The organism is Pseudonocardia charpentierae, assembly GCF_031845345.1.
GTDB classification, from domain to species: Bacteria; Actinomycetota; Actinomycetes; order Mycobacteriales; family Pseudonocardiaceae; genus Pseudonocardia; species Pseudonocardia charpentierae.
The window spans coordinates 153,390-179,386 of record NZ_JAVREJ010000007.1 but is presented as its reverse complement, the minus strand read 5'-3'; the positions used below and the strand labels follow the sequence as shown (position 1 = coordinate 179,386).

Annotated in this window: 25 protein-coding genes; 12 read left to right on the top strand and 13 right to left on the bottom strand. The window is 72.4% G+C overall.

What is annotated here, in order from left to right:
- Window positions 1-19 precede the first annotated feature (19 nt).
- The 8 genes from RM445_RS12790 to RM445_RS12755 all read right to left on the bottom strand — a co-directional run bounded on the left by RM445_RS12790 (window position 20) and on the right by RM445_RS12755 (window position 10,503).
- Window positions 20-1,243 carry a saccharopine dehydrogenase family protein gene (locus RM445_RS12790; protein ID WP_311556435.1) on the bottom strand — a complete coding sequence of 408 codons (1,224 nt, stop codon included), beginning with the start codon at window positions 1,241-1,243 and terminating at the stop codon, window positions 20-22.
- Between the two features lie 123 nt (window positions 1,244-1,366).
- Window positions 1,367-4,567 carry a fused isobutyryl-CoA mutase/GTPase IcmF gene (gene icmF, locus RM445_RS12785; protein WP_311556434.1) on the bottom strand — a complete coding sequence of 1,067 codons (3,201 nt, stop codon included), beginning with the start codon at window positions 4,565-4,567 and terminating at the stop codon, window positions 1,367-1,369.
- Window positions 4,568-4,610: 43 nt separating this feature from the next.
- On the bottom strand, window positions 4,611-5,375 hold the full coding sequence (locus RM445_RS12780) for a helical backbone metal receptor (protein WP_311556433.1): 765 nt from the start codon (window positions 5,373-5,375) through the stop codon (window positions 4,611-4,613).
- Between the two features lie 10 nt (window positions 5,376-5,385).
- Window positions 5,386-6,603 (bottom strand): low temperature requirement protein A, encoded by a 1,218-nt coding sequence (locus RM445_RS12775; RefSeq protein WP_311556432.1) that lies wholly within the window; start codon window positions 6,601-6,603, stop codon window positions 5,386-5,388.
- Window positions 6,604-6,669: 66 nt separating this feature from the next.
- Window positions 6,670-7,011: a DUF202 domain-containing protein gene (locus RM445_RS12770; RefSeq protein WP_311556431.1), complete on the bottom strand. Its 342-nt coding sequence runs from the start codon at window positions 7,009-7,011 to the stop codon at window positions 6,670-6,672.
- 13 nt (window positions 7,012-7,024) lie between these two features.
- The gene (locus tag RM445_RS12765) at window positions 7,025-7,399 is read right to left on the bottom strand and encodes a YidH family protein (RefSeq protein ID WP_311556430.1); all 375 of its coding nucleotides are present in this window, start codon (window positions 7,397-7,399) and stop codon (window positions 7,025-7,027) included.
- Window positions 7,400-7,552: 153 nt separating this feature from the next.
- Window positions 7,553-9,925: a putative bifunctional diguanylate cyclase/phosphodiesterase gene (locus RM445_RS12760; RefSeq protein ID WP_311556429.1), complete on the bottom strand. Its 2,373-nt coding sequence runs from the start codon at window positions 9,923-9,925 to the stop codon at window positions 7,553-7,555.
- Window positions 9,922-10,503: a molybdopterin-dependent oxidoreductase gene (locus RM445_RS12755; RefSeq protein WP_311556428.1), complete on the bottom strand. Its 582-nt coding sequence runs from the start codon at window positions 10,501-10,503 to the stop codon at window positions 9,922-9,924. The genes RM445_RS12760 and RM445_RS12755 overlap by 4 nt, the downstream gene beginning before the upstream one ends.
- Before the next feature lie 173 nt (window positions 10,504-10,676).
- Between RM445_RS12755 and RM445_RS12750 the strand changes: the two genes are divergently transcribed.
- The 6 genes from RM445_RS12750 (at window position 10,677) to RM445_RS12725 (ending at window position 15,986) form a co-directional block, all read left to right on the top strand.
- The gene (locus tag RM445_RS12750; RefSeq protein ID WP_311556427.1) at window positions 10,677-11,450 is read left to right on the top strand and encodes an ABC transporter ATP-binding protein; all 774 of its coding nucleotides are present in this window, start codon (window positions 10,677-10,679) and stop codon (window positions 11,448-11,450) included.
- Window positions 11,447-12,253, top strand: coding sequence for an ABC transporter permease (locus tag RM445_RS12745; protein ID WP_311556426.1), 807 nt, complete (start codon window positions 11,447-11,449; stop codon window positions 12,251-12,253). Before RM445_RS12750 ends, RM445_RS12745 begins: the two co-directional genes overlap by 4 nt.
- Before the next feature lie 44 nt (window positions 12,254-12,297).
- Window positions 12,298-13,461, top strand: coding sequence for an ABC transporter substrate-binding protein (locus tag RM445_RS12740; protein ID WP_311556425.1), 1,164 nt, complete (start codon window positions 12,298-12,300; stop codon window positions 13,459-13,461).
- A 20-nt stretch (window positions 13,462-13,481) separates the two neighbouring features.
- On the top strand, window positions 13,482-14,843 hold the full coding sequence (locus RM445_RS12735) for an amidohydrolase family protein (protein WP_311556424.1): 1,362 nt from the start codon (window positions 13,482-13,484) through the stop codon (window positions 14,841-14,843).
- A complete protein-coding gene (locus RM445_RS12730) occupies window positions 14,840-15,535 on the top strand; it encodes a response regulator (RefSeq protein ID WP_311556423.1) in 696 nt (231 codons plus the stop codon). Before RM445_RS12735 ends, RM445_RS12730 begins: the two co-directional genes overlap by 4 nt.
- Window positions 15,536-15,608: 73 nt before the next feature.
- Complete coding sequence (locus tag RM445_RS12725; RefSeq protein ID WP_311556422.1) at window positions 15,609-15,986, top strand: DUF427 domain-containing protein; 378 nt, start codon at window positions 15,609-15,611, stop codon at window positions 15,984-15,986.
- 51 nt (window positions 15,987-16,037) lie between these two features.
- Here RM445_RS12725 and RM445_RS12720 read toward each other — a convergent pair whose 3' ends face one another.
- The 4 genes from RM445_RS12720 to RM445_RS12705 form a co-directional block, all read right to left on the bottom strand.
- Window positions 16,038-16,685 (bottom strand): NADPH-dependent F420 reductase, encoded by a 648-nt coding sequence (locus RM445_RS12720; protein WP_311556421.1) that lies wholly within the window; start codon window positions 16,683-16,685, stop codon window positions 16,038-16,040.
- Between the two features lie 64 nt (window positions 16,686-16,749).
- Window positions 16,750-17,748 carry a M28 family metallopeptidase gene (locus RM445_RS12715; protein ID WP_311556420.1) on the bottom strand — a complete coding sequence of 333 codons (999 nt, stop codon included), beginning with the start codon at window positions 17,746-17,748 and terminating at the stop codon, window positions 16,750-16,752.
- Complete coding sequence (locus tag RM445_RS12710) at window positions 17,733-18,026, bottom strand: hypothetical protein (RefSeq protein WP_311556419.1); 294 nt, start codon at window positions 18,024-18,026, stop codon at window positions 17,733-17,735. The genes RM445_RS12715 and RM445_RS12710 overlap by 16 nt, the downstream gene beginning before the upstream one ends.
- Window positions 18,027-18,031: 5 nt before the next feature.
- Entirely contained in the window at window positions 18,032-18,994 is a 963-nt protein-coding gene (locus RM445_RS12705; RefSeq protein WP_311556418.1) for a zinc metalloprotease, read from the bottom strand.
- Window positions 18,995-19,209: 215 nt separating this feature from the next.
- Between RM445_RS12705 and RM445_RS12700 the strand changes: the two genes are divergently transcribed.
- Window positions 19,210-20,106 (top strand): DUF559 domain-containing protein, encoded by an 897-nt coding sequence (locus RM445_RS12700; protein ID WP_311556417.1) that lies wholly within the window; start codon window positions 19,210-19,212, stop codon window positions 20,104-20,106.
- A 45-nt stretch (window positions 20,107-20,151) separates the two neighbouring features.
- Here the strand turns inward: RM445_RS12700 and RM445_RS12695 are convergent, their stop codons facing one another.
- Entirely contained in the window at window positions 20,152-21,078 is a 927-nt protein-coding gene (locus tag RM445_RS12695; RefSeq protein WP_311556416.1) for an EamA family transporter, read from the bottom strand.
- A 44-nt stretch (window positions 21,079-21,122) separates the two neighbouring features.
- Between RM445_RS12695 and RM445_RS12690 the strand changes: the two genes are divergently transcribed.
- The 5 genes from RM445_RS12690 (at window position 21,123) to RM445_RS12670 (ending at window position 25,876) form a co-directional block, all read left to right on the top strand.
- On the top strand, window positions 21,123-21,653 hold the full coding sequence (locus RM445_RS12690; RefSeq protein ID WP_311556415.1) for a CGNR zinc finger domain-containing protein: 531 nt from the start codon (window positions 21,123-21,125) through the stop codon (window positions 21,651-21,653).
- 114 nt (window positions 21,654-21,767) lie between these two features.
- Window positions 21,768-22,586 (top strand): phosphatase PAP2 family protein, encoded by an 819-nt coding sequence (locus RM445_RS12685; RefSeq protein WP_311556414.1) that lies wholly within the window; start codon window positions 21,768-21,770, stop codon window positions 22,584-22,586.
- 194 nt (window positions 22,587-22,780) lie between these two features.
- On the top strand, window positions 22,781-22,981 hold the full coding sequence (locus RM445_RS12680) for a hypothetical protein (RefSeq protein WP_311556413.1): 201 nt from the start codon (window positions 22,781-22,783) through the stop codon (window positions 22,979-22,981).
- Between the two features lie 363 nt (window positions 22,982-23,344).
- A complete protein-coding gene (locus RM445_RS12675) occupies window positions 23,345-24,520 on the top strand; it encodes an LLM class flavin-dependent oxidoreductase (protein ID WP_311556412.1) in 1,176 nt (391 codons plus the stop codon).
- Window positions 24,521-24,532: 12 nt separating this feature from the next.
- Window positions 24,533-25,876: an NtaA/DmoA family FMN-dependent monooxygenase gene (locus RM445_RS12670; RefSeq protein WP_311556411.1), complete on the top strand. Its 1,344-nt coding sequence runs from the start codon at window positions 24,533-24,535 to the stop codon at window positions 25,874-25,876.
- Window positions 25,877-25,997: the final 121 nt, after the last annotated feature.

Here is a 25,997-nt window from a genome sequence, read left to right as displayed (position 1 = left end):
CCGGACGGCGCGCGGCTTGTCAGGCGGGCGTCACCTCGTACGTGTGCCCCGCCGCCCGCAACCGCTCCACCAGGACCGTCCCCATCGCGGTCGCCGGCGTCAGGGAACCGGCGCGCGCCGGCAGCCGGTCGGTGTCGCAGGCGAGGGCCAGGGCGCTCTCGCCCAGCATCACCGCGGTCGCGGCGTAGCCGGGGTCGCCCCGGCCCGCGACCTCGGCCCGGTAGCGGCGGCCGCTCTCGGACTCCGCGTCGACGACCGCGCGGAACCAGCCCTTCGCCCGCACCTCCGCGGACGGGCCCGTTCCCGGGGCGGGCAGGACACGGTCCAGCAGGGCGCGGGTCGGCGGGAGGGCCATCGCCCTGAGGAAGGCGACCATGCCGGCCATCATCCCCGCGGCTGCCACCGCCCCGAGCGGCCCGCGACCGCTGGTCATCACCTCGCTGTACCGCAGCTCACGGCCGTACGCCCAGCCCTGCAGCGCGTTGCTGCGCCGCACGATCCGCGTGTTGAACGGCGCCATGACGAACGGCGCGGTCCAGCGACCGCCCGCACCGCGGGTGGGACGACCGGCGTCCGGTGGCTGCGGCACGTCCGGTTCGGCAGGACGGTCCGGGCTCAGCGCGAAGGGGTCGGCGGTGAGCCGGCGGGCGGCGGGGTCGCGCCGCATCGTGTCGACCTGCTGGCGGATCGAGTCGATCGTCCCGCCGCTGAAGCCGCCGCGCATGGACGCGATCAGCCGGACGTCGCGCAGCCCACCCGCGCCGTCCGCGGCCGCACGCTCGTGCAGCAGCAGGACCGCCAGGTCCGACGGGATCGAGTCGAAGCCGCACGAGTGCACGATCCGCGCGCCCGACTCCCGGGCGGCGTCGTCGAACCGGAGGGCCTCCCGCACGAACAGCACCTCGCCGGTCAGGTCGGCGTAATGCGTGCCGGCTCGGGCGCAGGCCTCCACCAGCGGCAGGCCGTGGCGGGCGTACGGGCCGACGGTCGTGACGACCACCCGCGTCGCGGCCGCCAGGGCAGCGAGTGACGCGGGGTCGGTCGCGTCCGCCTCCAGCAACGGCCAGTTACGTCCGGCGGCGGGCAACCCGTCGCGGACCGCGGCCAGCTTGTCGCGCGACCGCCCGGCGAGCGCGATCCGCGTGCCCGGCGGCGCGTGCTCGGCCAGGTGCGCGGCCGTCAACGCCCCGACGAACCCGGTGGCGCCGTACACGACGACGTCGAACGCGCGGTGATCGTCCACCGCCCCATCCTCGGGGTGGTCCGCAGGCGCCGCACGTCGGCCCGCATGGAGCGAAAGCGGCGTTCGCTACGTTGAGTGCAGCCAACGCCGCTTTCGCTACATCCGGCCGGCCCCGGGCGAGCGCTACACGTTGCGCCGGTACTGCCCACCCACCTCGAAGAACGCCGCCGTCAGCTGGCCCAGCGAGCAGACCCGCGCAGCGTGCATCAGCTCGTCGAACACGTTCCCCCCGCTCGTGGCCACGTCCTGCAGACGTCGCAGCGCCGCCGCGGCACCGTTCGCGTTGCGGGTGTGGAAGTCGGCGAGCCGGTCGAGCTGGCTCTGCTTCTCCTCCTCGGTCGCCCGGGCCAGCTCGACGTCGACCGGTTCCGCGGCGCTCTCGCGGACGAAGGTGTTCACCCCGACGATCGGCAGCGACCCGTCGTGCTTGCGGTGCTCGTAGAGCATCGACTCGTCCTGGATCCGGCCGCGCTGGTAGCCGGTCTCCATGGCACCCAGCACGCCCCCGCGCTCGGCGATGCGGTCGAATTCGGCGAGCACGGCCTCCTCGACCAGATCAGTGAGCTCGTCGACGACGAACGAGCCCTGCAGCGGGTTCTCGTTGAGCGACAGCCCCCACTCCTTGCCGATGATCAGCTGGATCGCCATCGCGCGGCGCACCGACGACTCGGTCGGGGTGGTGACGGCCTCGTCGAAAGCGTTCGTGTGCAGCGAGTTCGCGTTGTCGTAGAGCGCGCAGAGCGCCTGAAGGGTGGTGCGGATGTCGTTGAAGTCCATCTCCTGCGCGTGCAGCGACCGCCCGGAGGTCTGCACGTGGTACTTGAGCTTCTGCGATCGTTCGTTAGCCCCGTAGCGCTCGCGCATGGCGACCGCCCAGATCCGCCGGGCGACCCGGCCGATGACGGTGTACTCGGCGTCCATGCCGTTGGAGAAGAAGAACGACAGGTTGGGGGCGAAGTCGTCGATCGCCATGCCGCGCGCGAGGTAGGCCTCGACGTAGGTGAACCCGTTGGCGAGGGTGAACGCCAGCTGCGAGATGGGGTTCGCTCCGGCCTCGGCGATGTGGTAGCCGGAGATCGACACCGAGTAGAAGTTGCGCACCTGGTGCCCGATGAACCACTCCTGGATGTCGGCCATCATCCGCAGGGAGAACTCGGTGGAGAAGATGCAGGTGTTCTGACCCTGGTCCTCCTTGAGGATGTCGGCCTGCACCGTGCCCCGCACGTTCGCCAGCGCGTACGCGGTCAGCGCGGACCGCTCCTCGTCGAACGGCTCCCGGCCCTCCCGCTCGACGAACACGGCGACCTGCTGATCGATCGCCGTGTTGAGGAAGTACGCGAGGATCGTCGGCGCCGGGCCGTTGATCGTCATCGACACCGACGTCGTCGGCGAACACAGGTCGAATCCCGCGTAGAGCGCCTTCATGTCGTCGAGGGTGGCGATCGAGACGCCGGACGTGCCGATCTTGCCGTGGACGTCCGGGCGGGTGTCGGGATCGCGGCCGTAGAGGGTGACGGAGTCGAAGGCCGTCGACAGGCGCTTCGCCGTGGAGTGCTCGCTGAGCAGGTGGAACCGCCGGTTCGTGCGGAACGCGTCGCCCTCACCGGCGAACATCCGCGCCGGGTCCTCGCCCTCCCGCCGGAACGGGAACACGCCTGCGGTGAACGGGAAGTGGCCCGGCAGGTTCTCCGCGCGCAGGAACCGCAGCAGGTCGCCGTCGTCGGAGTACCGCGGCAGCGCCACCCGCTGCACCCGGTTGCCCGACAGCGTCTCGCGCGTCAGGGGCATGCGCAGCTCGCGGTCCCGGACCGACACCACCAGCTCGTCGCCCGAGTAGTCGGCCACCGTGGCGGGCCACGTGTCGAGCAGGGCCGCGGCCGACGCCGGCAACGCGTGTTCGGCCTCCTCCAGCGCCGCCGCCACAGGCTCCCCGACGATCTCCCGCGCCGTCCGCAGGTGCTGACGGCGCCGCGCGAGCTCCGCCCATCGCTGCGTCTCGCCCCGGTAGCCGCGGACGGTCTCGGTGATCTCCGCGAGGTAGCGCACGCGGTTCGGCGGCAGCACCGCATCGCGCCGCGTGGAGGTCTTCCCCGCAGGCCGGGCCAGCCGGCCCTCGCCGACCGGCAGCCCGTCGTCGGCCAGCAGGTCGCGCAGGTGATGGTAGAGCGCCGTGACGCCGTCGTCGTCGAAGGTCGCCGCGCTCGTGCCGAACACCGGCATGTCGTGCCACGCAGCGCCGAAGGCGTCGCGGTTGCGGACGAGCTGCCGGCCGACGTCGCGCAGGGCGTCGTCCGCACCACGGCGCTCGAACTTGTTGATCGCGACGGCGTCGGCGAAGTCCAGCATGTCGATCTTCTCGAGCTGGGACGCCGCGCCGAACTCCGGCGTCATCACGTACAGCGCGCGGTCGACGAACGGCACGATGTCGGCGTCGCCCTGCCCGATCCCGGGAGTCTCGACGACGACGAGGTCGAAGGCCGCGGCCTGGAGAATTGCGATCACGTCGGCGAGGCGCTCCGGGAGCTGCCCGCCCGCCCCGCGCGTGGCCATCGACCGGAAGAACACCCGCCCGCCGTCAGCCCCGACATCAGACAGCGCGTTCATCCGGATCCGGTCGCCCAGCAACGCTCCCCCGCCGCGACGGCGCGTGGGATCGACGGCGAGCACCGCGATCCGCAGCTTGTCCTCCTGGTCGCGGCGGAACCGGCGCAGCAGCTCGTCGGTCAGCGACGACTTGCCCGACCCGCCCGTCCCCGTGATGCCCAGCACCGGCACGCGACGCCGCGGACCGGCGAGGTGGACCTCGGGGAGGCGCCCGTTCTCGGCGAGCGTGAGCGCGCGGCCCACCGTCGCCGGGTCGCCGGTGTGCAGCCCGTCGAAGGACGCGGGCGCGACGGCGAGGTCCACGTCGCACTCCCGGATCATCAGCTCGATCATCCCGGGCAGCCCGAGCCGCTGGCCGTCCTCCGGGGAGAAGATCCGCGAGACCCCGCGCGAGTGCAGCAGTGCGATCTCCGGCGGGACGATCACCCCACCCCCGCCGCCGTAGACCTTGACGTGCCCGGCGCCGCGCTCGCGCAGCAGCTCGACGAGGTAGGTGAAGTACTCGACGTGCCCGCCCTGGTAGGAGCTGACGGCCACGCCCTGCACGTCTTCCTGGATCGCGGCGGTGACCACCTCGTCCACCGACCGGTTGTGCCCGAGGTGGATCACCTCGGCGCCCTGGCGCTGCAGGATCCGCCGCATGATGTTGATCGACGCGTCGTGCCCGTCGAACAGGCTCGCCGCCGTCACGAAGCGGACGGGGTGCTGCGGTGGGGCCATCGGCGGCGCTCCTCGCATCGTGGTCAGATTATCGGACATCCTACTATCTCGACGCGAGGAGCGTGGGGAGGATGCGTGCGGCCTCTCCGAGACTCGGGCCGTACCAGGTCAGCAGCCTCCCCGAGACCAGAACGGACGGTGCGGCGAAGGCCTCCGGACCGTCGTCGGCCGTGAACGCGTACGGCTCGTCGGGGAGCACGACGAGGTCGTGCGGCGGAAGCGCTGCGGGGTCGATGCGCGGGTAGCGCTGTGAATACTCATCTGGGGAACCGTCGGCGAGAGCGTTGTCGACGCCCAGGCGGGCGAGCACCGCACCGGTGAACGTGTCGCCGCCGACCGCCATCCACGGCCGCCGCCAGATCGGCACCACGGCCCGGCGCCGGGCCGCGGGCTCAGGCACCGCGTTCCACGCCGCCTCCGCGTCGGCGAGCCAGCCGACCCGCGGGAAGCCGCACACGGCCAGCATCCGGCGCAGCGAGACGAACGCGCCGTCGAGGGTCCGGATGTCGGTCACGTACACCGACACGCCGGCCGCGCGCAGGGCGTCGAGGTCGGGCGCGCGGTTCTCCTCGGCGTTGGCGAGCACGAGATCGGGGCGCAGTTCGACGATCTTCTCGACGTCCGGGTTCTTCGTGCCCCGGATCCGCGGCACGTCCAGGCCGGGCGGGTGCGTGCACCAGTCGGTCGCCCCGACCAGCAGGTCCCCCGCGGTGGCGACGACCGCCTCGGTGAGCGATGGCACGATGCTGACGACCCGCCGCACCGGGCCCCGGAGAGGGACCGCACGCTGCTCGTCGTCGACGACCACCGGCGCGACGCTACCGGCCGCCGGCCCGTGCCGCCGGGTCCTGCTCGGGGTCACCGCGGAGCACGCCGTACACCGTGAGCGCCACCGTCAGGACCGCGAGCCCGCCCACCAGCAGCAGCGCGCTGCGGTGCGGGACGACCGCCGCGGCCAGCACGACCGGAATCGCCGCTGTCGGCCACGGCCACACCCCGCGCCACGTGCGGTGCGTGCCGCCCAGGATCAGGGCGGTGCCGAGCAGGTACAGCGCGAGGCCGACGGCGACGGTCCAACCTCCGTCCGAGGGCACGGCGTCGAACGGATGCGCGACCAGGTCCTCGATCCCGACCCCGACCATGACGATCCCGGCCGAGAGCGGGAGATGGCCGTAGACGAAGAGGTCGTGCCGGTCGTCGGCGACCGCGCCCTCGGTACCGTCGTCCTCGTCGCTCTCGTGCAGTTTCTCCTCGCTGTGGCCGGCGGTGACGTCGAAGTAGTTCCACCACATGGACGCGGCCACCACGAACCCGGCGAGACCGACGGCGACCGCCGGTCCGGCCCACTTCGCGTCGTGCACCCCCGTCGCCGCGCCGCCCACCGCCTCGCCGAGCACGAGGATGATGAACAGCCCGAACCGTTCGGGCAGGTGCTCCATGTGCAGCGGGGCCCGGTCCTCGCGGCGCGTGGCCATCACCGGCCCGAGAGCGTCCATGGCGACCGCGGCCGCCCAGATTCCCCACCGCACCCAGCCGTCGAACGCGGGCGACACCGCCCACAGCACGGTGCTCGCCGCCGTGAACCCCAGGTAGACCGCGATCGTCGGCCGGGCCTCGGGCACGTGCCGCCACGCGCGCAGCTGCAGCAGCAGGAGGATCACCCGCCCCGCGAGGAACGACAGCGCGAACGCGGTCGAGAACTCTCCTGTCGCCCCGGACGCGCTCGCGGCGCACCCCGCGATCGAGGCCGTCGCCGCAAGCTTGGCGACGCGGTAGACGACGTCGTCGGTGTCGAAGCGGTTCGCGTAGAGGGTGAAGCCGACCCAGGAGAACCACATCGCGACGTAGAGGGCGACGAAGACGAGGAACCCGCGCCAGGAGAGGTCCTTGTAGAACGCGTTCGCCAGTTCCAGCACCACCAGCACGTACGCGAGGTCGAAGAACAGCTCGAGCCGGCTGGCGGTGGCGTCCTCACCCGTCCGCAACGTCGGTGGCCGGACCCGCGGTCCGCGCTCCCCGATGTTCGCCTCCGTCATCAGACCCTCCCCGTTGCAGTACTCGGGGTGGGTGCCGCCCGGAGGCCCGGGCCAAACACCGCGCACCTACCGGCCGCCCACCGCGAGCCGCACGATGACGACGAGCCCCACGACCCCGACCAGCACGGCGACCACCGCGACCGTCGCGAGAAGCCCTGCTCCCGGCCCGGACGCGAGATCGCCGTACGTGTGCAGAGTCCGGTCGATCAGGGCGGCTCGGCGGGACGCGGCGAGCAGCAGGCCCGCCCCCAGTGCGACGCCCACGACGGCCAGGAGCCACGCGATGCCGCCGACGGCAGGCTCGAGCAGCCGACCGCAGGCGAGGGAGCCGATGGTGAGCGACAGCGCCGCACGCCGCCACGTCAGGGCCGTCCGCTCCGGCTGCAGGCCCGGGTCGAACGGCGTCACCGCTCCGGCACCGTCATCGCAGCAGGACCCCCAGCAGCACGAGTACCGACGCGACCACGGAACCCACGGTGAGCAGAACGGTCATCGCCGATCCGGGCAGCGGAGCCGCACACCGCACCGCCCGCTCGACCTGCCCCCACCGCCACCACGACTGCACTGCCGCCGCGACGCCGACGACGACCAGCACCAGGGACGCAGCGAACCGGAACCCCGGGTGCACCGGCAGCGCGAGCGCCTCCAGCGCGACACCGGCCGCCGAGAACGCGAGCGACGTGCGCACCCAGGCGAGGAACGTCCGCTCGTTCGCCAGCGAGAACCGCGGATCCGGCTCGTCGCCGACGCCGTAGACCCAGCGCGGGAAACGCGACGGCGCGTCGGGGCGGGTCACGGCGGGATCGTACGGCCCACGCCGCGAGCCAGGCGGCGAGCACGCGTTCGTCTCACCGGGCGAGCTGATCGTCCGGGCGGTATCGGGCGGATGTCGACCGATTTGCCGCCGCACGATCAATCCGGCTGATCGTCCGGAGGTAACTCACTCCCCTCAGACGTGCCCCACCGGGTCGGCCATGCGCGCCGTCGTCCACCCGGTCAGGAAGTCCTCCACCGCCCCCTCCTCCAGCGGCCGCGAGAGGAAGAAGCCCTGCACCGCGTCGCAGCTGGCTTCGCGCGCCCGCTGCAGGTGCTGGGCCGTCTCGACCCCCTCGGCGACCACCTTCAACCCCAGCGTGTGGCCCAACTCGGCGATCGCCATCACCAGCGATCCGCGGCGGGTGGTGTCGAAGTCGAGCAGGCTGCGGTCGATCTTCAGCGCGTCGACGTCCAGGCTCATCAGCAGGCCGAGCGACGAGTAGCCCGCGCCGAAGTCGTCGACGGCGATGCACACGCCCATCGCCTGCAGCCGGGCGAACTCGGCCGCGACCCGGGCGGAGTCGCCGAGCGCGGCGCTCTCGGTGATCTCCAGGGTCAGCCGCGCCGGTGGGAGGCCGGTCTCGCGCAGGACCTCGACGACGTGGTCGGCGAGATGTCCGGCGAGGACCTGGTGCACGGACACGTTCACGGCGATGCCCAGGTCGTGGTTGCCCGGCTGCTCCCGCCAGCGTTCCGCCGCGTGGCACGCGCGGCGCAGCACCTCGAGGCCGATCTTGTTGATCGCACCCGACTCCTCCGCCAGCGCGATGAACACGTCGGCGGGCACGGCCGGCTGGCCGGGGCGGCGCCACCGCGCCAGCGCCTCGACCATCGACGGGCGGCGCGTGCACAGGTCGATCACTGGCTGGTAGGCGACCTCGATCTCCCCGCGCTCGACGGCGCGCGCCAGCTCCTGCTGCAGCCGCGTCCGGTGTGAGGCCTTCACCCGCATCTCCGGCTCGAAGACCTCGAGGCGGCCCTTGCCCGTCCGCTTCGCGACGTACATCGCGATGTCGGCGTCGAGCAGCAACGCCTCCGCCGATCCGGGGCCGTTGCCGTGCGCGATGCCGACGCTGGCCCCGACGGTGAGGTGGTGGCCGGCGACGGTGAACGGCTCGTGGAGGACGTCGACGACGCGGCCGGCGATCTGCAGCGCGTCGTCCGGCTCCACCGAGCAGATCATGACGGCGAACTCGTCGCCGCCCAGCCGTGCCGCGATGTCGCCTTCCCGGACGCAGCCGAGCAGGCGCCGCGCGGCTTCCTGCAGCAGCTCGTCGCCTGCACCGTGGCCGAGGGTGTCGTTGACGTTCTTGAACCCGTCGAGGTCGAGGACGACCACCGACAGCCGTCGCCGTGCGGACCTCGGCGACACCAGCGTCTCCGCGAGCCGCTGCAGCAGCAGCGCCCGGTTGGGCAGGCCGGTCAGCGGGTCGTGGTGGGCGCGGTGGTTGAGCTCGCTCTCCAGCGCCTTGCGCTCGGTGACGTCGCGCCCGTTCCACACCAGGCCGCGGACGTCCGGGTCGTCGATCAGGTTCTGGCACACGGCCTCGACGGACCGGGTCCGCCCGTCGGCGGTGCACAGCCGCAGCTCGATCGTGCGCACGAGCCCCGGCCGGTCGGTGAGCAATGTGATCGCCGTGGCGACATCGGCACGCTCCTCGGGCTCGACGTGCACGAGCAGGGGCAGCTCGAGGAAGTCCTCGGGCCGGTACCCGACGAGCGCCTCGACGGCCGGGCTGACGTAGGTGACGACACCGTGGTCGTCGGTGACGATCGTGAGGTCCGACGCCCGCTGCACCAACGAGCGGAACCGTCCCTCGCTCGCCCGCAGCGCCTCCTCGGCCACCCGGCGCTCGTCGACCTCGCCCTTGAGCGCGGCGAAGGCCTGCTCGACGTCGCTGCGGCTGCGGCGCAGGACGACGGTGATCCCCGCGATGCCGAGCCCGAGCACCAGCGTCACGAGGGCCGTGAGCGTGAGCTGACCGTGCTGGTTGGCCGTCAGCGACTCCGCCGTCACGGCGTAGAACTGCTTCTCCTGTTCGCTGCGCAAGAGGTTGACCCGCTCCTCGGACCGCGCGACGAGGTCGATCGCCTCACGGCGCAGGGCCACGTCGCGCCCGCGGCTCTCGACGAGCCGGTCCCAGGGGAACGCCGCCAGCTCGCTCCGCACGTCCTGCAACTCGCGGACCTGGGGATCGCCCGGCTCGAACGAGGCGATCGACACCACGATCTGCCGCCCCGCGACACCACGGTGGAGATCGATCTCGTCGGGGTCCGAGTCGGGGCCGAGCTGGGTGACCGCCTGCAGCAGCACCAGGACCTCGCGGTCCGCGTTGGACAGGTTCGCCGACCGCGACTGCGCGTCTTCGACCTGGCTGCTCATGCGGTCGAGCAGCACCGAGTACAGGCCGATCAGGCCCACGGTCATGACGAGCACGACGAGGACCGCGGCGACGAGCACGCGCGGGCGCGCCCAACGCTCCCAACGGCTCGCACCGCCCGTCATCGCACCTCGATCTTCTCGATGTTCCAGATCCACAGGTCGGGGCTGTAGCGCTGGGCGAGGTCGTCGGCGAACACGACGCGGGTGGGGCCGCCGGACTCGACCGGCAGATCGGCGCCCTCGCCGGTGCGGGTGGCCAGGAGGATCGACTGGTCGCGGACGTCGGCGAGGTCGAGATCGACCTGGTAGTCGTCGAGCGCGGTCACGTGCAGGGTCGCGGCCCCGGTGTCCGGCCGGGCCAGGCCGACGAGGTCGCGCAACCACACGCCCTGCAGGTCGACCCGTTGCTTCGCCCAGGGGTCGTTCACGCTCATGGCGAGCAGGCCGAGGCGGTCCAGCTCCGCACGGTCGAGACGCAGTACGCCGTCGTCGTTGGTCGCGCCGATCCGCCCGGTGATCGTCAACAGCACCTTGCCCTGCGGGGCGGCGGGAATCGCACCCGGATCGGGGTCCGGAGCCCTGACGACCGACACGGGCGGCGGACCCGGTGCCGCCGGTTCGGCCGAACCGCATCCCAGGGTGACCATGGCCACCGCCACGAAGACGGTTGTCGCACGTCCGGCCGATGCAGAGCTGCCCACCGTTGTACCCCCGCTGCTTCCCACGGCGTACAGGCCAAGGGAGCCCGCGCGCGAATCACCCGCTCGTCGTAGCCGGTACCCGCATTCGGCCGCAAGCCCGCGAGGAATCACTCCACTATCGAGCGACTTTCGGACGGCCGTGAGCGAGGACGCGGCAGTTTAGGGTTGCGATCGTGCCCGCGCCCCCCGACGTGATGCTCGAGCTTTCGGGCGTGGAACGGACCTTTTCCGACGGTACCGCCGCCGTACGCGACCTGGATCTGCGGGTGCGGCGCGGGGAGTTCGTGAGCGTCGTCGGCCCGTCGGGATGCGGCAAGAGCACCATGCTGCGGCTGGTGTCCGGACTCGAGCCGACGACGGCGGGAACGGTGGACGTCGCGTCGTGCCGGCTCGGCTACGTCTTCCAGGACCCCACCCTGCTGCCGTGGCGGACGGTCACCCGCAACGTGGAGCTGCTCGCGGAGCTGGAGGGGATCCCGCGCGGGGAGCGGCGGCGCCGGGTCGAGCGCGTGCTCGACCTCGTCGGTCTCACCGGCTTCGAGCAGGCGCGGCCCGCGGCGCTCTCGGGAGGCATGCGGATGCGCGCGTCGCTCGCGCGGTCACTGGTGCTCGAGCCGGAGCTGTTCCTGCTCGACGAACCGTTCGGCGCGCTCGACGAGCTGACCCGGGAGCGGATGAACGACGAGCTGGTCGCGCTGTTCACCGGCGGTGCGTTCACGGCCCTGTTCGTGACGCATTCCGTCTCCGAGGCCGTCTTCCTGTCCAGCCGGGTCGTCGTCATGTCACCGCGCCCCGGGCACGTCGTCGGCGAGGTGTCGGTGCCCTTCCCCTACCCGCGCAAGCCGCGGCTGCGCTTCACGCCAGAGTTCGGGCGCCTGGCCGGCCGGGTCTCGGACCTGCTGCGCGACGCCGACGGCGGTCGGGACGAGTGGGTGGTGCCGGCGTGAGCTTCGGCGTGCTCCGGACCCGTTGGCTGCCACCCGCGGTCGCCCTGCTCGTCTTCCTCGGGCTCTGGTACCTGGTGAGCGACGTGCTGCTCGACGACGACCGGCAGTTCCTCCTGCCGCCGCCGCACGCGGTCGTCGAGGTCGCCTTCCTCGACCCGGTCAACCGGGCGCCGCTCCTGCGCGGGCTGGCGCTGTCGGCGACGGTCGCGTTGGTCGGTTTCCTGATCGCGACGGTGCTCGGGGTGGCCATCGGCACCGCGATGAGCCAGGCACGCTGGGTCGAGCGCTCGCTCTACCCCTACGCGGTCCTGTTGCAGTGCGTCCCGATCCTCGCCCTGGTCCCGGTGATCGGCTTCTGGTTCGACTTCGGGCTGACGAGCCGGGTGATCGTCACCGTGCTCATCGCGTTGTTCCCGGTGATCAGCAGCACGCTGTTCGGGTTGCAGTCGACCGACCGCGGCCAGCACGACCTGCTGTCGCTGCACCGGGCGGGCCGGGCGACCCGGCTGGTCAAGCTCCAGTTCCCCAGCGCCCTGCCGGCGCTGCTGACAGGCCTGCAGGTCGCGGCCACGCTCGCGGTCGTCGGCGCGGTGGTGGGCGACCTGTTCTTCAAGCAGGGCACCCCCGGCATCGGCGTGCTCATCGACCTCTACCGCGCCCGCCTGCAGACCGAGCAACTGCTCGGAGCAGCCCTGCTCGCCTGCCTGCTCGGCGTCGCGGCGTTCTCGCTGCTGGGTCTGCTGATCCGGGTCACCACCGGCGGTTGGCACGGCAGCACCACTGTTCACGGCCGACCCCGCTGACCCACCCTGCCGACCCGCCACAGCTCACAGGAAGGCCCCTGCACATGTCGAACGTCCCGAGGTGGCGTGCGCTCACCGCCGGTCTGGCCGTGCTCGCCGCGACCGCCTGCGGCAGCGGTGGGACGTCCACCGCCGCCGCGCCGACCGCCGGCGCGGGTCCGCTGGCCGGGGTGTGCCCGAACCCGGTCGTGGTGCAGACCGACTGGTTCCCCGAGGCCGAGTACGGGGCGTACTTCCAGATGCTGGGCGACAACCCCGCCTTCGACACCGACACCAAGAAGGTGACGGCGCCGCTCGTCGACGACGGCGCGCCCACGGGGGTGGGGCTCGAGATCCGCTACGGCGGTCCGGCGATCGGGTTCCAGCAGGTCAGTGCCCAGCTCTACGCGGACAAGGCGATCACGCTGGGCCTGGTGTCGACGGATGAGGCGATCCAGAACTCCCGCGACCTGCCGACCGTCGCCGTCGCCGCTCCGCTGGAGACCAGCCCGCAGATGATCATGTGGGACAAGGCGAAGCACCCGGACGTCCGCACGATCGCCGACCTCGGCCGGACCGACGTCCCGGTGCTCTACTACCAGACCGACACCTACATGCAGTACCTGCTCGCCGCCGGCCTGCTGCGCACCGAGCAGGTCGACGGCAGCTACGACGGCAGCCCGTCGCGGTGGGTCACCTCCGGCGGGGATGTTGGCGAGGCGGGCTTCGCCACGTCCGAGCCCTACATCTACAAGAACGAACTGGGTGAGGGACGCAGCTACGACGTCGACCTGCAACTGATTGCGGACACCGGCTACCCGATGTACGGGCAGGCGCTGTCGGTCCGGGCGGCCGACAAGGACGCCCTGGCTCCGTGCCTGGCGAAGCTCGTGCCGATCGTGCAGCGAGCCCAGGTGGCGTACATGACCGACCCCGCGCGCACCAACGGCGTGATCGTGTCGGCGGTGCAGGCCGACGCCGGCTCCGTCTGGACCTACTCCCCCGGGCTGGCCGACTTCGCGGTGGACGCCATGCGCCAACGCAAGATCGTCGGCAACGGTCCGGACGCGACGCTGGGCAACTTCGAGACCGCCCGGATCAATCGCATGATCGAGATCCTCGGCCCGGTGTTCGCGAGCCAGAACAAGCCGATCAAAGACGGGCTGACGCCCGAGCAGCTGGTCACGAACGAGTTCGTCGACCCGTCGATCGGGCTCCCCGTCTCGTGAATCCCGCCGTGGATCCCGAGGTGACCGACGTCCGGCTCGTCCGTGCCCGCCACGTGCTCACGTGCGGGCCGGACGGCGAGGTGCGCGACGGCGCGGTGGCCGTCGCCGGCACGCGGATCGCGGCGGTCGGGCCGTTCGCCGCGCTGCGGGCCGCACATCCGGCGGCCCCGGTCGTCGGCGACGGCACCGGGATCCTCACGCCCGGCCTCGTCAGCTGCCACGGCCACTTCAGCGAGGCGCTGGTGTCGGGCATGGGCGAGACCCACACGCTGTGGGAGTGGTTCCAACACGTCACGGGCCCGCTCGAGCCGTGCGTGACGCGGGAGATGGCGCTGATCGGCACGCTGCTGCGGGGCGCGGAGATGGCGTTGTCGGGGGTCACGACCGTCGCCGACATGATGTGCATCGCTCCCGGCCCCGAACCGGTGACGCCCGGCGTGGTCGAGGGCCTGGAGCGGCTGGGGCTGCGCGGCGACGTGTCGTACGGCGCGGCGGACGACCCGAACCCGCGGCCGCTGGAGCAGGTGGTCGCCGAGCACGAGGCCCTGGCCGCGGCCGCCGCGCGGTCGCGGCGCAGCCGGTTCAGGGTCGGTCTGGCGACGGTGCCGACGTCGTCGGACGAGCTCATCCGCGCGACGGCGGCGCTGGTCGCCGCACACGGGCGCTTCCACGTGCACCTCAACGAGGTGCGCGAGGAGGTCACGCAGTCGCGGATCACGCACGGGACGACGTCGATCGGCCTCGCCGCCAGGGTCGGGCTCCTCGACGCACAGGTGCTCGCGGCGCACTGCGTCTGGCTCGACGACGACGACGTCGCGCTGCTGCAGGCCCACGACGTCGCCGTCGCGCACAACCCGGTGTCGAACATGATCCTCGCGTCCGGGGTGTGTCCGGTGCCGCGGCTGCTGCGCGAGGGCGTGACGGTCGGGCTCGGCGTGGACGGGGCGGCGAGCAACGACAGCCAGAACATGCTGGAGACGATGAAGACGGCCGCGCTGCTGCAGCGGGTGCACCACCTGCAGGCCCGCGCGCTGACCGCCCACGACGTGCTGCACATGGCGACGATCGGCGGGGCGCGGGCGCTGGGCATGGCGGACGAGATCGGCAGCCTGGAACCGGGCAAGGCCGCGGACCTCGTGCTGTTCCCCGAGCACAGCCCGTCGCTCGCGAACATCCACGACCCGTACCAGAAGCTGGTCTACTGCGCCTCGGTACGCGACGTGGCGCAGGTGTGGGTGGACGGCGACCCGGTGGTCGTGGACGGAGGAGTGGTGGGCGTGGACATCGCTGCACTCCTCCCCCACTCCCGCGAGCTCGCCGTGAAGCTGGCGACGGACGCGGGGCTGGACTCGGCGCTGGCACGGGTCGGAGCGGATCGGTGAGCGTCGCGGCTGCGGCGCAGGACGGCGGGTGGACCGCCGGCCTCACCGCCGTGTCCGGCCTGCTCGGGACGCTCGTCTGGCCGGCGACGGTCCTCGCGGTGGTGCTCATCTTCCGTCGACCACTGGTGCAGTTCGTCGAGAACCTCCAGAACGCGACGGTGAAGGCCGGCGGGGCCGAGGTGACGCTCACCGCCCGGGCGGAGGCCGCGGTCGTCGCCGCGACCGTCGACAAGTCCGGCCCGGGCCCGACGCAGCCCGACGACATCGAGCGCGCGATCCGCAGCACCCGGGCCGCCACCACCGCCCTGCCGGCGAGCGGGCTGCTCGGTCGGGTCGCGCTCTGGGTGGACGACAAGCCGGACAACAACCGGCACGAGCGGGAGGCACTGGCCGCACTCGGCCTCGGCATCACCGTCTGCACGTCGTCGGACCAGGCGCTGAGCCTGCTCGGCACCCGGACGTTCGACGTCGTGATCTCCGACATGAGCCGGCCGGAGGGGCGGCGCGCGGGGCTGGACCTGCTCGCGGCGATCCGGAAGACGGGCAACGAGGTCCCCTACGTCGTCTACGCCGCGTCGGCGAGCGCGTCCGACGTCGCCGACGCGAAGAGCCGTGGCGCCTTCGGCTACACCGCGGACCCGAGCACGCTCCTCCAGCTCGTCGCCGCGGCGGTGGGCGGCCGCCCGAGCTGACCACCACCAGGAATGCGGGGTGGCACCGCCAGGTTGGCCCGGACATCGGACCACCGTCGTCGGAAGGCTCGTCATGACCAAGCCGGTGAAACTGCCCGGACCCGACCACCCGATCACGATCGCCCCGCACCCCGCGCGGGTGGTCGTCACCGCAGGCGACGCGGTCGTCGCCGACACAAGAGACGCGCTCGCGCTGCGCGAGGCGAGCTATCCTGCCGTGTTGTACATCCCCCGCGACGACGTCGACCTCGCCGCGCTCGAGCGGACCGACCACACCACCTACTGCCCGTACAAGGGCGACGCCGCGTACTACAGCATTCCGGGAGTCGGCGACCGCGGCGCCAACTCCGTCTGGACCTACGAGGCACCGTACGAGGCCGTGTCCCTCATCAAGGACCACCTCGCGTTCTACCCGGACCGGGTCGACGAGATCGACGAGCAGCCCCTGTGAGACGGACGGGGCGCCCGTCATGCGACGGCGCCCCACCGGTCACCTCTCGGCTCACATGTCGGCGTAGCGCCTGGCCTCGGCCAGCTTCGCCCGCAGCTCGTCGGCGTCGAAGCGCGGCCCGTACGCCGGGGTGTCGCGTTGGAAGCGCCAGCCCTCGGCGAGCGGGCCCGCGTCCACGACGTCGTAGCCGAACTCGTCGATCAGCGCGCCGACCGCCTTCTTCGCGTCGACGTCGTCGCCGGCGATGGCGAAGGCCCGCCGACCGGGCGTGCCCGCCGGCTGCCCCTGCGTGGCGAGCTCCTCGTAGTAGATGTAGTTGAACGCCTTGACCACGTGCGACGTGGGCAGGTGCCGCTGCAGCAGCTCGCTCACCGTGGTGGTCTCGGCCTCCAGCTCCGAGAAATCGCCGTCGCGCTGGGGGTAGTAGTTGTTGGTGTCGATCACGACCTTGCCCGCGAGCGGTTCCACCGGGACCGCCTTGTAGGCCTTCAGCGGCACCGTGACCACGGCGATGTCCGCCGCGGCCGCCGCGTCCTCCGCCGTCGCCGCCCGGGCCTTCGGGCCGAGCCGGCCGACGAGGTCGGCCAGGGTGTCCGGACCGCGTGAGTTGCTGAGCACGACGTCGTACCCCGCGTCGATCGCGAGGCGGGCGAGGGTGCTGCCGATGTGGCCGCTTCCGATGAAGCCGATCGTCGTCATGACCCGCGCAACCCGATCAGCGCGGGCGGTGTTCCTGCCGTTGTCCGCCGTCGGCGAACGCCGGTCACGCCGAGCCCAGTGCCTCCACGAGGTAGGCGACGTTCATCCGCAGGATCGCGATCGCGAGGTCCGGGTCGACCCCCGCAACCGTGTCGGCGGCCGTGTGCGGGCGGGTGTTCGCGCTGTCGTCGGCCTCGATGGTCAGCACCGCCGGGATGCCCGCGTCGATGAACGGGACGTGGTCGCTGTTGAACGGGTGCAGGCTCGTCGTCACCATGAGATCGGTGTACGTCGCCGCCGCGCGGGCCAGAGCGTCGATCACGTCCTGCGAGACCTCCGCGCCCTCCAGCAGCACGCCCGCCTCGGCGGTGTTGCGCCCGCCGATCATGTCCATGTTGAGCACCGCGCGGATCCGGGCGCGGTCGGCGGCCGGCAGCTCCGCGACGTAGGTCTCGCTCCCGAACAGGCCCTCCTCCTCGCCGCCGAAGAGGATCAGCCGCAGGTCCAGTGCGGCCGGGTGGTCGGCGAGCGCCCGGGCCAGCTCGAGGAGGCCGGCGCTGCCCGAGCCGTTGTCGTCGGCGCCGGGGGCGGGCTCCGCAGGGCCGGCGAGGTTGATCGAGTCGAGGTGCGCCGTGACGAGCACGACCTCGTGGGGCTCGGCTGCGGCGCCCGGCCGGTCGGCGATCACGTTGCGGCACCGCCCGCCGCCGCGAGGCACCGGCTGCGTGGTGACCGAGTAGCCCGCGTCCGCCAGCACCGTCTCGGCCCAGGTCGCCGCCTCGTCGAACCCGGAGCTGTCGCTGCGGCGGGTGTGGTGCGCGGCCAGCGTCTCGAGGTCGGCGACGAACGCGTCGCGGGACAGGCCGTCGAGCAGCCTGAGAACAGCGGGGTCCGGTGCGGCGCGTTCGGCCCGGAGCGCCGGCGACACGAGCGTGGTCGCGACGGACGGCCGGTGGCCCGCACGGCAGCCGCCGTGGCGGGAAGGTACCGGCGGGTCGGACGGGGTGGTCGGGAGCACGCTGTCGCCTCCGGGTTCGTCGTCGGGGGTCACGGGTGCGGCCACCGGAGCCGCAGCACGTCGTCGTCCACCTCGACGACGCCGAAGTGGATCACCTGTCCGGCGATGTCGGCCTGCACGTCGTCGCCGGCCTCGTGCCACGTCCCGGTCTCGGTGCCGGCGCGGCCGGGCGCGCGGTAGTCGAAGCGTCCGTCGCTGTGGAAGGTCAGTCCTTCCCGCCCCCGCGCCGGCGGGAGCGGGTGGTCCTCGGGCCGGTACACCCGGACGTCGCCCGTCTCCTCCTCGTGCGAGCGCAGCCAGGTCCGGTCCGTGAGCTCTTTCACCGCACCTACTGGGGGCGCGCAGCGGTGCGCTTGCGCCGGGCCCGCGGCGCCGGGACGTCGTCGGGGTCGGCGGGCGCGAGCCCGAGGTCGGGCCGGGAGAACTCCAGGGCCGCGTGCATGCGGGCCACCTGCCCGTCGGTGAACATGACCATGGTGTCGTCGTCGACGTAGTCCATGTAGTTCATGAACAGGTCGCCGTCCGGCGTGTTGTCGCACGACGCCGACGGGAACGTGGGCTTGCCGAAGTTCGGGCCCCACTGGTTGGGCGTGTCGTCGACCGAGTCGGTGTCCGTGCACGTCGGCACCCGCGCCTCACCCCAGATGTGCGACAGGTTGAGGTAGTGCCCCACCTCGTGGGTCGTGGTGCGGCCGAGGTCGAACGGCGCGGCGGCGGTGCCGCCACGGCCGAACGCCGAACTGAGGATCACCACGCCGTCGGTCTCCGGCGGCCCGCCCGGAAACTGGGCGTAGCCGAGCACGCCGCCGCTGAGGCGGCACACCCAGATGTTGAGGTAGCGCGCGGTGTCCCACGGGTCGGTGCCACCCGTCGACTCGGCCTTCATCCGGTCGTCGACCCCGAACGACGGCGTGGTGATCTTCCGCCGCGTGATCCCGGTGGCCGGTGCGCCGGAGGGGTCCGTGGTGGCGAGCGCGAAACGCAGGCCGGGGTTGCCGACGCGGTCGACGAAGATCGGGGGGACGTTCTTGATGTCGTCGTTGGTGCCCGCAAAGTCTTCGTTCAGCACCTCGATCTGGGAGGCGACCTGCTCGTCGGAGAGGTTGTCGGTCTCCGCGCGGTAGAGGACGTGCACGACGACGGGGATCTCCGCGGGCCCCTGGCGGCCCTGCCGGCCCTGACGTGCCGAGGCGATCGTCATGCCCTCCAGCACGGCCTGGTTGCGTCGGAGGTCCGGGTAGAAGTCGACCTGGCGGAAGTAGTTCTGGACGGACCCGCAACTGCGCGGCATGCGCGCCTCCCCTCGTCGGCGCCCCGGGGTGCGGGGCAGGCATACATCGAACAGGAGAGCGGTGGGGAGCCGTTGATACCACGTCGACCTGGTCCACCGACCGAGATGAACGTCAGCGCTGTCCGATCATGAAGGCGCAGCGCTCCTGTTCACCTCACGGACAGGATCTCCGGAAACGCCTCGGGAGAGCACGGGCCCGCGGCATCCTCCGGATCGTGTCCACGGCACCACTGCCCTCGGTTCCCGGCTGGCCGAACGCGTTCCGCGGCACCGCGGCGATCGCCGCGGGTCTGGTGACGCCGGCGGTGCTCCGCGGGCCGCGGTACCTGCGCCTGTTCCCCGACACCTACGTCCGCCGGGGCGACGAGCCACCGGACCTGTCGGTGCGGTCGCGCGCTGCCGGCATGTACGTCGCCGGCCGAGGCGTCGTTTCCGGATACTCCGCGGCCGAACTGCTCGACGCCTCGTGCGCACCGGCCGATGTGCCCACCGAGGTGACCGTTCCGGACGGCGGGCAGCGCGCTCACCCGGGCCTGCTCGTGCACCGCGACGTCCTGGCTCCCGACGAGGTCCGCCGATGCCGCGGAGTGGACGTCACGACAGCCCCGCGCACCGCGTATGACCTGGTGCGCCGCCTTGCTCCCGACGATCAGGTCGAAGCCGTCGTCGCTCTCGACGCACTCGCCCGCGTCGGCCGCTTCCCACCGGACCGCGTGCTGTGTCTCGCGGAGCGGTATCCCCGCGCACGGGGGCGCCGGGCACTGCCCGCAGCGGTCGACCTCGCCGACGCCCGTTCCGGATCCCCGATGGAGACCCGGCTGAGGTTGATCCTCGTACTCCGCGGCCTTCCACGCCCTCAGGCGCAGTACCCCGTCCTGGACAACAGGCGCCGGCGGGCCGTCTGGCTCGACCTGGCCTACCCCGAGCACCGCATCGGCATCGAGTACGAGGGCGGCGACCACTCCCGTCCCGAGCGTGTGCTCCGCGATGCCGGTCGCTACACGTGGCTGGTCGACGACGGCTGGCGGATGTACCGGTTCACGAAGTACGAGGTGGACGGAGAGCCCGACGAGATCGCCGCAACCATCGACCGCGCGCTGGGAGTGAGATGAACAGGAGCGCTGCCCACGTCGAGCAGAACCGCGCTGGTGGTCATCTCACGCGACCGGCTCGCCTCGCCGCACCGTCACCACACCCGCCAGGATCAGCAGCCCGCCGAGCAGCTGGACCGGGGCCGGGACCTGGCCCAGCAGCAGCCCCGCGAAGATCAGCGCGGCGAGCACCTCCGACAGCGCGACGAAGGAAGCGAGGCGGGCGCCCAGGCGACGCGAGCCGGCGATCCCGCAGCCGTAGGCCACGGCCCCGGTCACCACGCCGAGCAGGAGGATCGGAATCCACCAGGCGACGGTGAAGCCGTTGAAGGCGACGGGCGCCGCCGTCGCGGCCAGCGGGACCAGCCCCGAGACACCGGCGAGCAGCAGCAACAGGCCCCCGACGAAGAGCCCACCCGTGGCGAGCACGGTTCCGGGCAGACCCTCGACTTCCTGCGACGACAGGACGAAGTAGAACGCGGCCCCCACCATCGCGACGAGCGCCCAGAGGACGCCGACCATGCTCGTCGTGCCGCCGGTCAGGTCGATGACCAGCAGGAGGCCCGCCGCTCCGAGCACCGTGCCCGCGACCGTCAGCCGGGTGGGCCGCTGCCCCTGGCGCAGCCACAGCCAGCCGACCACGGCCACCGGCGCCGTGTACTCGATCAGGAGCGCGACACCGACCGGCACGTGCTCGACCGCGGTGAAGTAGGCGAGCTGGCAGCCGGCGACCGGGATCGCGCCGTACACCGCCATCAGCGGCAGGTTGCGGCGGACCAGGTACCAGCGGCCGCGCAGCTGCGCGACCGCGACCGGCGCCAGCACCACCGCGCCGAGGAGGACCCGGACCGCGACGGCTGCGGCCGCCGACCAGCCCGCGTCCATCAGACCTCGACCCAGCACACCCGACAGCCCGAACGACGCCGCCGACACGGCCGCGAAGACCCATCCGGAGCCGGAGCCGGCGACGCGCGCCCTGTCATGAGTCATCATGGCCATGGCTCGTGACACTAGACAGCGACCGGTAAGCTGTCAAAGTGGTTTTCGCTCATGACACCGAAGCGTCACTGCTGGCCGCGGTCGCGCTGGTCAACTCGGCCGAACCGCCGGACACGATGACCACAGCGGCCCAGCTCGACGCCTTCTTCGTCGCCCACGGCTACTCCGGCGGCCGCACCCACGACGACGCCGAGCTGGCGGCCGTCCGCGCGATGCGGGCTCCCTTGCGCGCCCTGCTCACCGCGGACCGCGACGATGCGGCGGCACAGACCAACCGGATCCTCGCCGAGCGCCGCGCCGTCCCCCAGCTGGTCCGCCACGACGGCTGGGACTACCACCTGCACGCGACTGATCCGGCTGCGCCGCTGGCGGACCGGATCGCGGTGGAGACCGCGATGGCGATGGTCGACGTGATCCGTGCCGACGAGCTGAGCCGGCTCGCGGTGTGCGGCGACGACACGTGCGACGGCCTCGTACTCGACCTCTCGCGCAACCGCTCCCGTCGCTACTGCAGCGCGGCCTGCGGGAACCGGGTGGCGGTGGCCGCCTACCGGGCGCGCAAGGCCTGACGGGCCTCCGCTCAGCGTCCCCACAGCGTCCAGTGGGCAGGGTCGCGGTGTACCGCAGCGGACGAGCAGGAGCAGCCCGATGACGACGCGACCGATCCCCGCCGGGAGCCGCTGATGTTCGCCGACCGGCTGGAGATTTTCGCCGCGGTCGTCGCGACGCTGTGGCTCGTGCTCGTCGTGGCGACCGTCGTCGCGCGGAGGCTGCCCGTCCCCCGGCTTCTCGTGCGCACCGACGTGCTCGTCGCAGGCGGAGCCACTGTGCTGCTGTTCGGATCCGGGGCGGCGCTGGCCGACCACGTCGACGACGCCGGGAACGGCGCCACCGCTCTCGACGCCGCCGTGTGGACCTTCGCCGTCGAGCACCGCGACGCGGCCGGCACGGCGATCTCCTCGGCACTGCGCGTCGGCGGCGGCACCGTCGCACTCTGCGTGCTGACCGCAGCTGTCGCCCTGCTCCTGGTGGTGCGCGGACAACGGCTGGACGGTGCGCTCGTGGTGACCACACCACTCGTCGGCACCTTGCTGACCAACGCGCTCAAGCTCGGCTACGGCCGCCCCCGCCCGCCCGCCGCCGAGCAGCTCATCCCCGAGCCCGGGTTCTCATTGCCGTCGGGGCACGCGATCGACGCGACGGTGGTCGTCGGCGTCCTCGCGCTCGTGCTCGTGGTGCGCACGGTGAGCCGGTGGCGCCGCGCCGCGATCGTCGCGCTCGCGACGGTCACGATCGCCGCGGCCGGCGTGGGCCGCATCTACCTCGGCGTGCACTGGGCGACCGACGTCGTCACCGGCTGGCTGCTCGGCGCGGCGTGGGTGGCGCTGTGTGCGGTGGTGCTGCTGGCCGTCGAGGGCCGACCCACGGGGTCGGCCGACGCGCGAATATCCGTATCGCGCCGGCGGCCCACCACTTTCCCGGCGCGGACCTCCGCGGCCTGATCCGCCCGTCGCACCTGTCCCGGACTTCGACTCCGGGTGGCGACCAGGGTTGACCCCGTGGTGACGCCCGTCGTCGCGGCGGAGCATGGCGTCGTCCGCGAGGAGGAAGCCATGACGAACACTCTGTCCGGCCGGCCGTCGCCGGTCCGGAGATCGGATTCGCCTGACTGGCCCTGTCTGCGCTGGCGATCGCGGTGTTCGCGCCGTTGCGCTACTTCCTGAACTCCCTGCCCGACCTCGCCGCAACCGGCGAGGAGATCGCCGGCCACTTCGTCGTCCGACCGGCGTGGACGCAGACCGCCCTGCTTCTGCACGCCGGCGGTGGCGGACTCGCGTTGCTGCTGTCGCCGGTCCAGCTGTCGGCCCGGGTGCGCGGTGGGTGCCCAACCTCGTGATCGCCGAACTACTGCTGCAGCGCACACAGACGGCGATCTGAGCGGCCCTGCGGCCTGTTCGCAGAACCTGCGGCATCGTCACAGTGGCGATGGCTTCTGCGACGACGACGAGCGCTCTGCGAAGACGCCGCCGGGCTTCCCATGCGGGCGGTTGCCGCCGGACACGGATGCGCGTCGGATGGCTCCGTGATCCCGACGGTGCTGGAGGAGTTCTGGCCCAGCCGTCGCGACGCCGCGTGCATGGACGCCCGGCTCAACCTCTACGGCATCCTCGGTTCGTCTTCGACGTCGCGACGGGCAAGCTCAACGAGGTGATCTGAGCAGCGACGGAATCAGCCGGGGGCCCGGCGGGTTGGGCCGGTCATGGCGACCGCTGACTTCCACCTCGCCGTGGCCCTCGACGGCACCGGCTGGCATCCGACGTCGTGGCGCGAGCCGGAGGCCCGGCCCCGCGACCTGTTCGCCGCCGGCTACTGGACCGACCTCGTCGCCGAGGCCGAGCGCTGCCTGCTGGACCTGGTGACCATCGAAGACACGCTCGCGCTGCAGTCGGACGATCCTCGCCAGGTCACCGGCCGGCTCGACGCCGTGCTCGTGGCGGCCCGCGTCGCTCCGCTCACCCGGCACGTCGGGATCGTGCCGACCCAGGTCGTCACCCACACCGAGCCGTTCCACGCGTCCAAGGCGATCGCCACCCTGGACTACGTGAGCACCGGCCGCGCCGGGGTGCGCGTGCGGGTCTCCCACCGCCCCGACGAGGCGGCGCTCTTCGGGCGGCGCACCGTCGCCGCCGGCCTGCTCGACGACCCGGGCGACGGCGAGGCCCCCGCCGCGCTGGCCGAGCTGTTCGACGAGGCCGCCGACTACGTCGAGGTGCTGCGCCGCCTGTGGGACAGCTGGGAGGACGACGCGGAGATCCGCGACGCCGCCACCGGGCGGTTCGTCGACCGGGAGAAGCTGCACTACATCGACTTCCACGGCGCGCAGTTCTCCGTCCGCGGCCCCTCGATCACCCCGCGGCCGCCGCAGGGGCAGCCGGTCGTCGCCGCGCTCGCCCACCGCGACGTCGCGTTCCGCCTCGTCGGGCGCTCGGCCGACCTCGGCTTCGTCACCCCGCGCGACGCGGCCGACGCCGGGGACATCCTCGGCACGATCCGCGCCGAGCAGGAGGCCGCAGGCCGGGGCGGCGAGACCGTCCACGTGTTCGGCGACGTCGTCGTGTTCCTCGACGCCTCCGCCGCCGCGGCGGCCGAGCGCAAGGAACGGCTCGACGCGCTGCTCGGGCACGAGTACCGCAGCGACGCCCGCGTGTTCGTCGGGACGCCGGCCGAGCTCGCCGACCTGGCCCTCGAATGGCGCGCGGCCGGCCTGAGCGGGCTGCGGCTGCGGCCCGGGGTGCTCCCGCACGACCTGGAACAGATCACCCGCGGGCTGGTGCCCGAGCTGCAACGACGCGGCGCCTTCCGTACCGGCTACGAGGCCGACACCCTGCGGGGGCTGCTCGGTCTGTCCCGTCCCGCGAACCGCTACGCCGCCTGACGAGGAGATTCCGTGCCGCGCAAGCAGATCCACCTGGCCGCCCACTTCCCCGGCGTCAACAACACCACCGTCTGGAGCGATCCGGCGGCCGGCAGCCACATCGAGTTCTCCTCGTTCGCCCACTTCGCGCGGACCGCCGAGCGGGCGAAGTTCGACTTCCTGTTCCTCGCCGAAGGGCTGCGTCTGCGCGAGCAGAACGGGCTCATCTACGACCTGGACGTGGTCGGCCGCCCCGACACCTTCACGATCCTCGCCGCACTCGCGGCCGTCACCGACCGCCTGGGCCTCACGGGCACGATCAACTCGACCTTCAACGAGCCCTACGAGGTCGCCCGCCAGTTCGCGTCGCTGGACCACCTGTCGGCGGGCCGCGCCGGCTGGAACGTCGTGACGTCGTGGGACGCGTTCACTGGAGAGAACTTCCGCCGCGGCGGCTTCCTCCCGCAGGACAAGCGCTACGACCGCGCGCGGGAGTTCCTCGCCGCCACCCGCGAGCTGTTCGACTCGTGGCGGGGCGACGAGGTCGTCGCGGACAAGGAGTTGGGGACGTTCCTCGCCAACCCCGACGCGGGCCGGTTCGGCGTCCACTCCGAGCAGTTCGACATCGAGGGGCGGTTCTCCGTACCGCGCAGCCCGCAGGGCCGGCCGGTGATCCTGCAGGCCGGCGACTCCGAGGAGGGCCGCGAGTTCGCCGCCGCCGACGCGGACGCGATCTTCACCCGGCACGGCACCCTGGAGGCCGGCCGCGCCTTCTACGCCGACGTCAAGGGCCGGCTCGCCCAGTACGGCCGCAGCCACGACGAGCTGAAGATCATGCCGGCGACGACGTTCGTGCTCGGCGACACCGAGGCCGACGCCCACGAGAAGGCCCACCTGATCCGGAGCCAGCAGGTCAGCGGCCAGACCGCGATCAAGTTCGCCGAGCAGCTGTGGAACCGCGACCTCTCCGACCGCGACCCCGACGGCCCACTGCCCACCGAAGACCCGGTGACCGGCGAGAACACCATCGCCAAGGGCCGGGCCAGCGTGCGGATGTATCGCGACCCCGTCGCCATCGCGAACGAGTGGCGCGCGCTGGCGGAGGCCAAGAAGCTGTCGCTGCGCCAGGTCGTCATCGAGACCACCAGCCGCCAGAACTTCATCGGCACCCCGGCCACCGTCGCGGCCATCATGGACGAGTTCGTGCAGACCGACGCGTGCGACGGGTTCGTCCTCGTCCCCCACATCACGCCGGGCGGCCTCGACGACTTCGCCGACACCGTCGTCCCGCTGCTGCAGGAGCGGGGCAGCTTCCGCACCGAGTACACCGGCACGACGCTGCGCGAGCACCTCGGTCTGCGACCCCTGCACGGGTAGCCCCTGTTCGCTACGCCACTCCCCGGAACCAGGGGGTCGGCTTGTTGCGCGCGCCCGGCCCACCGATAATTCTTCGATCAACCACAGTGCGGCGCCGCATCGGCGCGGCGTCGTCGCGTGG